This window comes from Luteococcus sp., from assembly GCF_043424415.1.
Classification (GTDB): Bacteria; Actinomycetota; Actinomycetes; order Propionibacteriales; family Propionibacteriaceae; genus Luteococcus.
This window is the reverse complement of the sequence record NZ_JBHWOO010000103.1, coordinates 1-12,705: the sequence shown is the minus strand read 5'-3', so window position 1 is coordinate 12,705 and position 12,705 is coordinate 1. Positions and strand designations below refer to the sequence as shown.

At 69.3% G+C, this 12,705-nt stretch carries 8 protein-coding genes; 7 read left to right on the top strand and 1 reads right to left on the bottom strand.

The annotated features are described in order from the left end of the window. Nucleotides 1-1,783, top strand: a 1,783-nt coding sequence (locus tag ACHFFZ_RS06385; protein ID WP_394275823.1) for a glutamate synthase-related protein, incomplete at its 5' end; no start/stop codon positions are given. Then, a complete protein-coding gene (locus tag ACHFFZ_RS06380; protein ID WP_394275822.1) occupies nucleotides 1,776-3,263 on the top strand; it encodes a glutamate synthase subunit beta in 1,488 nt (495 codons plus the stop codon). The genes ACHFFZ_RS06385 and ACHFFZ_RS06380, both read left to right, overlap by 8 nt. A gap of 68 nt (nucleotides 3,264-3,331) precedes the next feature. On the opposite strand, the gene ACHFFZ_RS06375 is transcribed toward ACHFFZ_RS06380, so the two are convergent. After that, nucleotides 3,332-4,123, bottom strand: a complete 792-nt coding sequence (locus tag ACHFFZ_RS06375) for a pentapeptide repeat-containing protein (protein WP_394275821.1) — start codon at nucleotides 4,121-4,123, stop codon at nucleotides 3,332-3,334. A 156-nt stretch (nucleotides 4,124-4,279) separates the two neighbouring features. On the opposite strand from ACHFFZ_RS06375, the gene ACHFFZ_RS06370 reads away from it, so the two are divergent. From ACHFFZ_RS06370 to ACHFFZ_RS06350, 5 genes are all read left to right on the top strand, one after another. After that, nucleotides 4,280-5,536, top strand: coding sequence for a DUF222 domain-containing protein (locus tag ACHFFZ_RS06370; RefSeq protein WP_394275820.1), 1,257 nt, complete (start codon nucleotides 4,280-4,282; stop codon nucleotides 5,534-5,536). Between the two features lie 387 nt (nucleotides 5,537-5,923). Further along, entirely contained in the window at nucleotides 5,924-6,685 is a 762-nt protein-coding gene (locus tag ACHFFZ_RS06365; RefSeq protein WP_394275819.1) for a phosphotransferase, read from the top strand. Between the two features lie 501 nt (nucleotides 6,686-7,186). Then, entirely contained in the window at nucleotides 7,187-8,398 is a 1,212-nt protein-coding gene (locus ACHFFZ_RS06360; protein WP_394275818.1) for an RtcB family protein, read from the top strand. A gap of 115 nt (nucleotides 8,399-8,513) precedes the next feature. Further along, nucleotides 8,514-12,068, top strand: a complete 3,555-nt coding sequence (gene dnaE, locus ACHFFZ_RS06355) for a DNA polymerase III subunit alpha (protein WP_394275817.1) — start codon at nucleotides 8,514-8,516, stop codon at nucleotides 12,066-12,068. 31 nt (nucleotides 12,069-12,099) lie between these two features. Further along, nucleotides 12,100-12,705 (top strand): hypothetical protein (locus ACHFFZ_RS06350; protein ID WP_394275816.1); only part of this gene is annotated, 606 nt, incomplete at its 3' end.

Below are 12,705 nucleotides of genomic sequence, written 5' to 3'. Positions count from 1 at the left end.
GCACGACCCACAGCGCCGCAGCGCCATCAAGCAGGTGGCCAGCGGCCGCTTCGGCGTCACCAGCGAGTACCTCAGCCATGCCACCGACATCCAGATCAAGATGGCCCAGGGCGCCAAGCCCGGCGAGGGCGGCCAGCTGCCCGGCCCGAAGGTCTACCCGTGGGTGGCGAAGACCCGCCACTCGACACCCGGCGTCGGCCTGATCTCCCCGCCGCCGCACCACGACATCTACACCATCGAGGACCTCAAGCAGCTGATCCACGACCTCAAGTGCGCCAACCCGTCAGCCCGGGTGCACGTCAAGCTTGTCTCCGAGGTGGGCGTGGGCACCGTCGCGGCCGGCGTCGCCAAGGCCAAGGCCGACGTGGTGCTGATCAGCGGCCACGACGGCGGCACCGGCGCGGCGCCGCTGACCTCGCTGAAGCACGCCGGCGGGCCGTGGGAGCTCGGCCTGGCCGAGGCGCAGCAGACCCTGCTGCTCAACGGCCTGCGCGACCGGGTCGTCGTCCAGTGCGACGGCCAGCTCAAGACCGGCCGCGACGTGGTCATCGCCGCCCTGCTGGGCGCCGAGGAGTTCGGCTTCGCCACCACCGCCCTGGTGGTCAGCGGCTGCATCATGATGCGCGTTTGCCACAAGGACACCTGCCCGGTGGGCATCGCCACCCAGAACCCGGCGCTGCGCGAGCACTTCCACGGGCAGGCCGACCACGTCGTGAACTTCATGGAGTTCATCGCCCAGGAGGTGCGCGAGATCCTCGCCGAGCTCGGCTTCCGCAGCATCCAGGAGGCCGTCGGCCACGTCGAGGCGCTGGACGTCCGGCAGGCCGTCGGCCACTGGAAGGCGCAGGGCCTCGACCTCTCGCCGGTGCTGGAGCGCATCGAGGTGCCCGAGGGCACCGCGCTGCACGCCACCACCGTGCAGGACCATGGCCTGGAGGCGAAGCTGGACCAGCAGCTGGTCGAGCTCGCGCGTCCCGCCCTCGAGCAGGGGCAGCAGGTGGCGCACACGCTGCCGATCCGCAACGTGGACCGCACCGTCGGCACCATCCTCGGCCACGAGGTGACCATGGCCAGCGGTGGCAAGGGTTTGGAGGACGACACCATCGTGTTCACCCTCACCGGCACCGCCGGGCAGTCCTTCGGGGCCTTCGTGCCCCGCGGCATCACGCTGCGCCTGGTGGGCGACTCGAATGACTACGTCGGCAAGGGCCTGTGCGGCGGTCGGCTGGTCGTCGCCCCCGGGCCGGAGGCCAGCTTCGACCCCGCCACCCAGATCGTCGCCGGCAATGTCATCGGCTACGGCGCAACCAGCGGCCAGATCCTGCTGCGCGGCCTGGTGGGGGAGCGCTTCATGGTGCGCAACTCCGGTGCCACCGCCGTCGTCGAGGGCGTGGGCGACCACGCACTGGAGTACATGACCGGCGGCGAGGCGCTGATCCTGGGCCCGACCGGCCGCAACCTCGCGGCCGGCATGAGCGGCGGCACCGCCTGGGTGCTCGACCTGCAGCCGGCCAGGCTCAACACCGAACTGGTCGACGCCCACCCCGCCACCGGCGCGGACATCGCCAGGATCAGGGAACTGCTCACCCTGCACCGCGACGAGACGGGCTCCACCGTCGCAGCCGGCCTGCTGGAGCACGACGACGGCTGGCTCTCGAACCACTTCACCACCGTCCTCCCGCGCGACTATGCCCGGGTCATCAAGGCCCGCGAGGACGCCCTCCTCGCCGGCATCAAGGAAGACGAAATGACCGATCTCATGATGGAGGCAGCTCATGGCTGATCCGCGCGGATTCATCACCAGGCAGCGCCAGCTGGCTGAACGTCGCCCCGTCGAGGAGCGGCTGGCCGACTGGCAGGAGGTCTACCCGGGCACGCCCGGCCGGGCCCTGCTGCCGATCATCAGCGACCAGGCGAGCCGCTGCATGGACTGCGGCATCCCCTTCTGCCACACGGGATGCCCGCTGGGCAACCTGATCCCCGAGTGGAATGACCTGGTCTGGCGCGACGAGTGGACCAATGCCCTGGAACGCCTGCACGCCACCAACAACTTCCCGGAGTTCACCGGGCGGCTGTGCCCGGCACCGTGCGAGACGGCCTGCGTGGTGGGCATCAGCCGCGAGCCGGTGACCATCAAGAACATCGAGGTCTCCATCATCGACAAGGCCTGGGACGACCTGCGCGTGGTGCCCCAGCAGCCGCAGTGGCACTCGCTCAAGACCGTCGCGGTCGTCGGATCGGGGCCGGCGGGCCTGGCCACCGCCCAGCAGCTCACCCGGGCCGGGCACACCGTGGTGGTCTACGAGCGGGCCGACGCCATCGGCGGCCTGCTGCGCTACGGCATCCCCGAGTTCAAGATGGAGAAGGCGGTCCTCGACCGTCGGCTCAAGCAGATGCGCCTGGAGGGGACGGTCTTCAAGGCCAACACCCCGATCGGGCCCGGTGCCGACGCCGTCGGTGGCATCACCGGGGAGCAGCTGCTGGAACGCTTCGACGCGGTGGTGCTCGCCATCGGCTCCACCGTGCCGCGTGAACTGCCCCTTCCGGGCCGTGAGCTGGCCGGCATCCACCAGGCGATGGACTACCTGACCCAGGCCACCCAGGCCCTGTCGGCCCCCGAGCCGCCGGCCGACCAGATCGATGCCCGCGGCAACCACGTCGTGGTGATCGGCGGCGGCGACACGTCCAATGACTGCCTCGGCACCGCCCTGCGCCAGGGTGCGGCCTCGGTGACCCAGCTGGAGATCATGCCGCAGCCGCCCGAGACCCGTCCCGAGCACCAGCCCTGGCCCACCTACCCGATGATCTACCGGATCGCCTCGGCCAATGAGGAGGGCGGTGAGCGGATGTATGCCGTCAACACCTCCGAGTTCCTCGGCGAGGACGGCCACGTCACCGGGCTGCGCCTGTCGGAGGTGCGTTTCGAGAAGGGCCGGCTGGTCACGGTCGAGGGCACCGAGCGGGAGCTGCAGGCAGACCTCGTGCTGCTGGCGATGGGCTTCGTGCACCCCGAGCCCGACGGGATCGTCGCCGAGCTCGGCCTGGAGCTCGACGAGCGCGGCAACGTGCAGCGCGGCGACGACTACCAGACCAGCGTGCCCGGGGTCTTCGCCGCGGGTGACTGCGGCCGGGGCCAGTCGCTGATCGTGTGGGCGATCGCCGAGGGACGTGCCGCCGCCCACGGCGTGGACAACCTGCTCACCGAGGGCCACAGCCGCCTGCCCCGGCCGATCGGGCCGGAGGTTCGCCAGCTGATGGCCTGATCGCGACGCCGTGCATGACGGGGCCCGCCTCCTTCCTGGGGGCGGGCACCGTCACGTCCTGGGTGGGCTCAGGTCCAGTGCTCGGGATGGCGCAGGCCAACCGGCAGCAGGGTGCGCGACGACCCGACGGCGCCGTCTAGCTGCTGCTGGGTCAGGAAGATCGCGGCGCGCAGGTCTGCGTCATCGAGCCGGGCATCGCGCAGGTCTGCACCCAGCAGGTCGGTGCGCTCCATCCGTGCGCCGCGCAGGTCGGCGGCGATCAGCAGCGCGCCGCGCAGGCTGAACCGCGACAGGTCCTTGCCGCGTAGGTCGGCGCCCAGCAGGTGCGCTCCCGGGCGCAGTCGTCGCGATGAGCGGCCGGGGGAGCGGTGGGCCTCGCTCACGCTGGACAGCAGCGCTCCGACGCGAGCCCGCAGCGCGGGGATGTCGGAGCCGGTGACCTGGGCAGCGGGGGAGTCGACGAGGACGGTGAGCTCGTCGACCAGCCCGGTCACCTGGTGCAGAGTGCCCCCGGAGGCGAGGCCGCGGGCCTCGGTGAGCAGGCGCAGCATCTCCATCAGGTGCCGCATCGTGGCGAAGGCCGCGAACATGTCGCGGGCCACGTCGGGGTCCTCTCGCCAGCCGCCCCCGGCGAAGGTGACCTGGGTCACCTGCTGGCCGGCGCCGAAGCAGTCGAAGACGGTGCACGCAGGCCAGCCCTCCTGGCGCAGGCGGGAGTGGATCTCGCACCGGTTGTCGGCCTGCAGGTGGTGGCAGGGGGTGCCTGCCGGTGCGTCGGCGCCGAAGCCCCCAGCACGGGAGCGGGACAGTGCGACGCAGCACAGTCCAGCACAGCGGCTGCAGTCGGCCACGAAGTCCATGGGTGTCCTCTCGTCGGTGCGAGGCTACGGCACCGAGCGCGGTAATGCTGCGAGATTCTGTCGAACAAAGATTCGAAATCGGCTGACGCGGCAAGGGCTGTGCCGATATGATTGGAACACAAGTTCGAACGATTCGAGGCGTGCGAGGAGGTGACCATGACCGGACTGGAGGAGGCTGCCGAGCTCGGCTGGGGCTCGGCCCAGACCGTCGAGGCCGTTGCCGATGCCCGTCGCCGAGCTTGGGCGCTGGAGGCCGAGTCGGTCCTGCTGTGTGCGCATTTTGCCGACTTGCATGCCGTGGCGAGCACCGCGCGGCCGGGGCTGCCCGGTGCGGAAGAACTGGACTTCCCGGGTGGTGACGGGACGCCGGGTGTGGCGGAGTTCGCCCACCTGGAGCTGGCGGCGCGGCTGAACGTCTCGGCCGAGTCGGCGCGGCTGATGATCGGGGATGCCTTGGCGCTGCGCCACCGGATGCCCGGACTCTTCCGGCTGTGCGCCGATGGCGAGGTGCGGATCGGTGTGGCACGGATGGTGGTGCGCGAGGCGAGGAACTTGGGGCGCGACGCTGCGCTCGAACTCGACCGTCGGCTCGCGCCGCTGGCGACGGGGATCTCGACGAAGCGACTGCTGGCCCTGTGTGGGGGCTGGGTGCTGGAGCTGCTGCCCGACGAGCTGTCCGCGCGGCGCCGTGCGGAGGCGCTGGAGCACCGCGGCGTGTGGTTCGACGGCTCGCATGACGGCGTCACCGCACTCTCGGGGCAGCTGGCCTCGGTGGATGCGATCTTCCTTGATGCGCAGCTCGACCGTGTCGCGGGAATACTGCGCACCGGTGGCAGTGACGAGCCGCTGCAGGTGCGACGCGCCCAGGGACTGGGCCTGCTGGCCTCGCCAGCCCGGGCACTGCAGCTCTTGCAGGCCAGCCTGCTCGACGAGATTCCAGCCCTGGTGGAGGACGGTGACCTCGACGTGGAATGCCCCGCCCGCGGGCAGCGCGGTCATGTCTGTGGGAAGGTCACCGCGGATCCGGAGACGCTGATGCCGCAGGTGGAGGTCGCCGTCCACGTCGACCGCACCGTGCTTGCCGAGGGCGAGGGGCTGGGCCGGTTGGAGGCCAGCCGGACGGGGTGGGCGATGCCCGTGCTCGCCGACTGGCTCGCCGAACTCGTCGGGCACACCCGCATCACTGTCCGGCCGGTCCTGGACCCCGAGGCGATCCCGGCCAGCGATGCCTACGAGGTGGGGGGAGCGGATGCGCCGCGCCGTGGGGCTGCGCAATCCGGTGGAGGTCTTTCCCGGTTCTGCGCGCGGCAGCCGGTCCTGCGACCTGGACCACACCGATCCATGGCATCCGGTCTTTCCCGCGGCAACGGAGCCTTCCATCACGGCTGCCGAGTCCTCTCCGACGTCGGCTGAGCGTCCACTGGTGTCGGCTGAGCGTCCACTGGTGTCGGCCGATCCTCCACTGGCGTCGGCCGATCCTCCGCTGGCGTCGGCCGAGCCTGTCGAGGCCCCGCCCACCCGCGCCGACAACCTGGGCCCACTCTCCCGGCGGGTCCACCGCGCCAAGACCCATGGCGGGTGGCGACTACGGCAACTCTCGCCCGGTGTCTTCTGGTGGCGATCACCCGACGGGTACCAGTACCTCGTCACTCCTTCTCGAAGTTGGCTCGTCCACAATCCCGTCACCGCGCGGACCGTCGCAGTCGCAATGGCGGCGTGAGGCTGCAGCGCCCGGACCGTGCGCCCTGACCGTGGGTCTTCCTGTGTGCCCGAGCCGAGTGCCCTGCCACACTCGAGGACATGGGCATCCGTGACGAAGAGGTACTGGCGGGTGGAAACGCGTCAGGCCGAGTGGTCCGAATCGGTGACACGGTTCGCAAGCCGTGGCTACCCACCACCTCGCGCATGATCAGCTATCTGGCGCACCTTGAAGCTGCAGGGCTGGATGTCCCTCATGTCCATGGCCGCGACAGTCTCGGGCGGGTCATCCTCGACTACGTGCCCGGAAGCCTCGCCATGGACCGCGCTCCGCTCGATCTGGCCACCATCGAGCGCGTGGGATCACTCGTTCGTCGAATCCATGACGCCAGCGCCACGTTTCCCGTGGACACTGCCTGGGGAGTCCTGCTCCCCGCGTCCGAACCAGATCTGGTCTGCCACAACGACCTGGCCACCTGGAATCTTGTCATCGATGGTGATCGCCTCGTGTTCATCGACTGGGATGGTGCCGGTCCCAGTAGCCGGCTGTGGGACCTGGCCTACTCGGCCATTGCCTTTGCCCATCTCTTCCCGGGCGCTGACGTGGTCGCGAGTGCTGATCGGTTGCGCTGCTTCGTTGACGGATACGACGCGGACGACGACCTACGGGTGGCGCTTCCCGAGGCCTTGGAGCGCCGGTCACAGGCCATGTGGTCGCACCTCGAGCAGGCCCACTCGACGGGCCACGAACCGTGGGCGACCATGTTCCGCGAAGGTCATGGAGAACACTGGGCCGGGACCACCAGATTCATCGCCACACACCGCGACGAATGGCACAGGGCGGTCCAGCGCTCGACATCCTGAAGTCTGGTCATGAGGGCACGCGCCGTCGTTTCCCACAGCCCTTGGCCACACAGGGTCCAGGAAATGGGCGCGCCAACTGTTGGTCCCGCCCCTCCCGATGACTCGTATCGGATCTCCTCGGGGGCAGGGACTGGGCGTGGCACGGCCCGTGCGGCGAGCCCGAAAAATCGGTTGCCCACCTCTGGCCTGCCCGTCCAGACTGGAGCCTGCGCCATCCGGGCGCGGGGGAGTCCACACCGGATCCCCACTGATCGAGGAGTCGACCGTGTTCGAGCAGCTGCAGGAGCGCCGAAGCGTCCTGCAGCCATGCCCCGAACCGACAGCCGCGCTGCACCGCTGAGCCCGGGACCCGTCCCGCCCCAGCACGGCCCGCCCGCCGCGACTCCTCTCCACCCCTTGCCCCACACGCTCCGACCACCATCGTCGGCCACCGTGGGGTGCACCACCCGGGAGCAGTCGACGGTCGACCACGTGCACCACTGCCTCCAGGAGGAGACCAGCATGACCACCTACCCGGTGCCCCTCAGCGGCACCGACAACACCCTGATGTGGGCCGACGAGACCGACATCGAGCAGCAGGCGCGCGAACAGCTGCGCACCGTCGCAGGCCTCGGCTGGACCCACGGCGTCCGGGTGATGCCCGACGTCCACTACGGGTTGGGCGCCACCGTCGGCTCGGTGATCGCCATGCGGCAGGCCATCGCCCCGGCGGCCGTGGGCGTCGACATCGGCTGCGGCATGACCGCGGTGCGCACCAACCTGCGCCCCGACCAGCTGCCCGACGACCTGCGCACGCTGCGGCTCGAGATCGAGCGGGGCATCCCGGTGGGCTTCAGCAGCCACCGCGACGAGCCGCGGACCCTGGTGAAGCACGACGACCTCGCCGACCGTTTCGCCCGCACCATCGACGACTTCGACCAGCTGCGCGCCGGCGAGATCACGCAGGCGGCACGCACCAGCGAGGCGCGTCGCAAGGCGATCACGCAGGTGGGCACGCTGGGTGGTGGCAACCACTTCATCGAGCTGTGCGCCGGCGACGACGACCGGGTCTGGGTGACGCTCCACTCCGGATCCCGGGGGACCGGCAACCGGCTGGCGCAGGTGCACATGGAGGTGGCGCAGTCCCTGCCCCACAACCAGGACCTGCCGGACCGTGACCTGGCCGTCTTCCTGGCCGGATCACCCCAGATGGAGGCCTACCTGCACGACCTGTGGTGGGCACAGTCCTATGCCCTGCTCAACCGGGACGTGATGCTGGCCGCCATCTGCGACGAGCTCGCCCACCGCATCGACGGCATCGCCTTCGAGGCCCCGATCCGCTGCCACCACAACTACGTGGCGGTGGAGGAGCACGACGGGCTCGAGCTGATGGTCACCCGCAAGGGCGCCATCAGGGCGGGCTCCGGTGACCTGGGCGTGATCCCCGGCTCGATGGGCACCGGCTCGTACATCGTGCGGGGCCTGGGCAACGAGTCCTCCTACCAGTCGGCCTCGCACGGGGCCGGCCGGCGGATGTCGCGCAATGCGGCACGGCGCAAGTACACCGCCGACGACCTCGCCACCCAGACCGAGGGCATCGAGTGCCGCAAGGACGCCGGCGTGGTGGACGAGATCCCCGCCGCCTACAAGGACATCGACACCGTGATCGGCGCCCAGGCTGACCTGGTCGAGGTGGTGGCGCGGCTCCAGACCCTGCTGTGCATCAAGGGCTGAACCACGGGGGGTGGCGGCCGGGGCGTGTTCGACGCCCGCGGCGAGGTAGATTGTCGGTCCCGGCCCATCACCGGCTGCCGGGACGAGCACCACCAGAAAGAGGGCCGCCACCCCCATGGTCGATTCCTTCGTCCACCTGCACACCCACACCGAGTACTCGATGCTCGACGGTGCCGCCAAGAACTCCAAGCTCTTCGCCGAGGTCGAGCGCCAGAACATGCCCGCCATCGCCATGACCGACCACGGCAACATGTTCGGCGCCTACGAGTTCCAGGCCACCAGCAAGAAGCATGCCGTCAAGCCGATCATCGGCATCGAGGCCTATGTGGCTCCCTCGTCGCGCCACTCCCGCAGCCAGGAGTTCTGGGCCAAGGGCCGCCATGACGGCACCGACGCCTCCGTGGAAGGTGGCAAGGACGTCTCGGGCGGCGGCCGCTACACCCACATGACGATGCTGGCCCAGAACGCGGAGGGCCTGCACAACCTCTTCCGGCTCAGCTCGCTGGCCAGCTTCGAGGGCTACTACATGAAACCCCGCATGGACCGCGAGATCATCAGCCAGTACTCCAAGGGCATCATCGCCACCACCGGCTGCCCCTCCGGCGAGGTGCAGACGCGCCTGCGGCTGGGCCAGTTCGACGAGGCCATCGCCGCAGCAGCCGCCTACCAGGAGATCTTCGGGAAGGAGAACTACTTCCTGGAGCTGATGGACCACGGCATCGACATCGAGCGCAGCGTCCGCGAAGACCTGCTGCGCCTGGCCAAGAAGCTCGACATCCCGCTGCTGGCCACCAACGACTCGCACTACGTCACCCCCGACCAGGCCGACAGCCACGACGACCTGCTGTGCGTCGGCGTGGGCCGCAACAAGGACGACCCCAACCGTTTCCGCTTCAACGGCTCCGGCTACTACATCAAGACCTCCGAGGAGATGCGCGAGCTCTTCAAGGAGCTGCCCAGCGCCTGCGACAACACCCTGGCCATCGCCGAGCGCATCGAGAGCTACGACGAGGTCTTCAAGCACGTCGACCGCATGCCGCAGTTCGACGTGCCCGAGGGCGAGACCCAGGAGTCGTGGCTGCGCAAGAAGGTCAGCGAGGGCATCAAGGTGCGCTACGGCGACGCCGAGCGTCCCGACGTGCTGGAGCGCGTCGAGACCGAGCTGAAGGTGATCGAACCGCTGGGCTTCAGCTCCTACTTCCTGGTGGTCTCCGACATCTGCAACAAGGCCCGCGAGATGGGCGTGGCCGTCGGCCCCGGACGAGGATCGGCCGCCGGCTCGATGATCGCCTACCTCACCGGCATCATCCAGATCGACCCGCTGGAGCACGGCCTGCTCTTCGAGCGCTTCCTCAACCCCGAGCGCATCAGCCCGCCCGACATCGACCTCGACTTCGACGACCGCAAGCGCGACCTGGTCATCGACTACGTCACCGACAAGTACGGCGAGGACTACACCAGCCAGGTCAACACCTTCAGCACCATCAAGGCCAAGGCCGCCGTCAAGGACGCCAACCGCATCCTCGGCTACCCCTTCGGCCTGGGTGACAAGATCACCAAGGCCATGCCCGCCGACGTGATGGGCAAGGGTGTCCCGCTCAAGGACCTCTTCGACGAGAACCACCCCCGCTACGCGGAGGGCAACGAGATCCGCGAGCTCTACAACACCCAGGCCGACGTCAAGAAGGTCATCGACACCGGCCTGGGCCTGGAGGGCCTGATGCGCGGCACCGGTGTGCACGCCTGCGCCTTCATCCTGTCCAGCGAGAAGCTGCTGGACGTGATCCCGATGCACAAGCGGGACAAGGACGGCACCATCATCGCGGGCTTCGCCTACCCCCAGCTCGAGGAGATGGGGCTGATGAAGATGGACTTCCTCGGCCTGCGCAACCTCGGCATCATGGACCACGCCGTCCAGATCATCAAGCAGAACAAGGGCATCGAGCTCGACATGTCCACGCTGGCGCTGGACGACGAGAAGACCTACCAGCTGCTCGCCCGAGGCGACACCCTGGGCGTCTTCCAGCTCGACGGTGTGGCCATGCGCTCCCTGCTGCGCCAGATGGGTCCCACCGGCTTCGACGACATCACCGCCGTCCTGGCGCTGTACCGTCCCGGCCCGATGGGCGCCAATGCCCACATCGCCTATGCCGAACGCAAGAACGGGCGACAGGAGATCATCCCGATCCACCCGGAGCTCAAGGAGGCCCTGGACCCGCTGATCGGCGACACCTTCCACCTGATCGTCTACCAGGAGCAGATCATGGCGATCGCCCGCGAGCTCGCGGGCTACACGCTGGGCGGCGCCGACCTGCTGCGACGGGCGATGGGCAAGAAGAAGCCCGAGATCCTGGCCAAGGAGTTCAACCACTTCCACGACGGCATGGCCGCCAACGGCTATTCCGACGACGCCATCAAGACCCTGTGGGACGTCATGGTCCCCTTCGCCGGCTACGCCTTCAACAAGTCGCACGCCGCCGGCTACGCCCTGGTCTCCTACTGGACGGGCTGGCTGAAGGCCAACTACCCGGCCGAGTACGGCGCTGCGCTGCTCACCAGCGTCGGCGACGACAAGGACAAGATGGCCATCTACCTGGGCGACATGCGCGCCCAGCGCATCAAGGTGCTGCCGCCGGACGTCAACACCTCGGAGCTGGAGTTCACCGCCGTCGGTGAGGACATCCGCTTCGGCCTGGGCGCCATCCGCAATGTCGGCGACCACGTCGTGGCCGGCATCGTCGAGGCCCGCACCACCGAGGGGGAGTTCACCGACTTCTACGACTTCCTCGACAAGGTGCCGCTGCAGGTCTGCAACAAGCGCATGATCGAGTCGCTGATCAAGGCCGGCGCCTTCGACTCGCTGGGCCACTCGCGCCGGGCCTTGATGAGCATCTTCGAGGCCGCCGTCGACCAGGTGATCGACCTCAAGCGCAACCAGGCCAATGGCCAGGACGACCTCTTCGGTGACTTCGGCCTGGCCGCCGAGGCCGACGAGCCGGTGCAGCAGCGCGAGACCGTCCCCGAGATCGAGGACTGGGACAAGCGCACCAAACTCGCCTTCGAGCGCGAGATGCTGGGCCTCTACGTCTCGGACCATCCGCTGCAGGGAATGGAGCACATCCTGGACAAGGAGCGCGACATCTCCATCGGAAACCTGGTGGCCCCCGACGGCCCCCGCGACTCCATCCTCAACATCTGCGGCATGATCACCAGCGTCCAGCGCAAGCAGACCAAGACCGGTGCAGTGTGGGCGATCATCACGGTCGAGGACCTGGAGGCATCGGTCGACGTGCTGTGCTTCCCGAAGGTCTACGAGCAGGTGGCGATGCACCTGGCCACCGACCAGGTGATCCGGGTGCGTGGCCGCGTCCGCGAGAAGGAGGACGCCGCCGAGGTGCAGGTGCAGGAGATCACCATCCCCGACATCACCGAGGGCCCCACCGGCCCGGTGGTGCTGCAGCTGCCCGCCGGACGGTGCACGCCGCCGGTGGTGGACCAGCTCAAGGAGGTGCTCGGCAACCATCCGGGCATGACCGAGGTGCACCTGCGGTTGCTGGGGCAGAACCGCAGCACCCTGTTCCGGCTCGACCAGACGCTGCGCGTGACCGCCTCGCAGCCGCTGATGGCAGACCTCAAGGCCCTGCTGGGGCCGTCCTGCCTGGCATCGTGAGTAGGCTCGTGCGTCGACGGAAGGAGACCCGGTGAGTCCCACCATCCCCGCGGGGGACAGTGCCCTGGAGCAGGCGCAGGTGCTGGAGAACGACGCCTATGCCCGCGCGCCCCGCTCGACGGGACTGTTCGCGCGCCCGCTGGTGCGCAGCCTCGCCGTCTTCTGGCTGCTGTCGATGCTGGCTGGGGGCGTGGGGGGAGCACTGTGGAACCTGGTGGTGCCGCTGCCCAGCTACCACGTCGACGCCAACGGCAATGCCACCACCTCGGAGCGGGGCCTGGCCCTGGTCTTCGCCAGTGACGCCGTCTTCTGCCTGGTGGGAGCCGTGGTCGGGCTCGGCATCGGGCTGTGCGCCTGGCGCTGGTTCCGGCGGCTGGGCTGGCCCGTGTGCCTGGTGGCGATGGGCGGCGGCCTGCTGGGCGCGCTGCTGTGCTGGTGGGTCGGCACCCTGATGGGTCCGCACGACTTCGCCGCCCGCATCGCGCAAGCCGGGGCCGGCGCCGTGGTGCCGATCGACTTCCAGCTGCACAGCCTGGTCGCCCTGCTGGTGTGGCCCTTCTTCGCGATCATCCCGGTGCTCTTCGCCTCCGCGATGAGCCGCGACGAGGACCTGGCCGAGACGGTGCCGCCGGCGGCC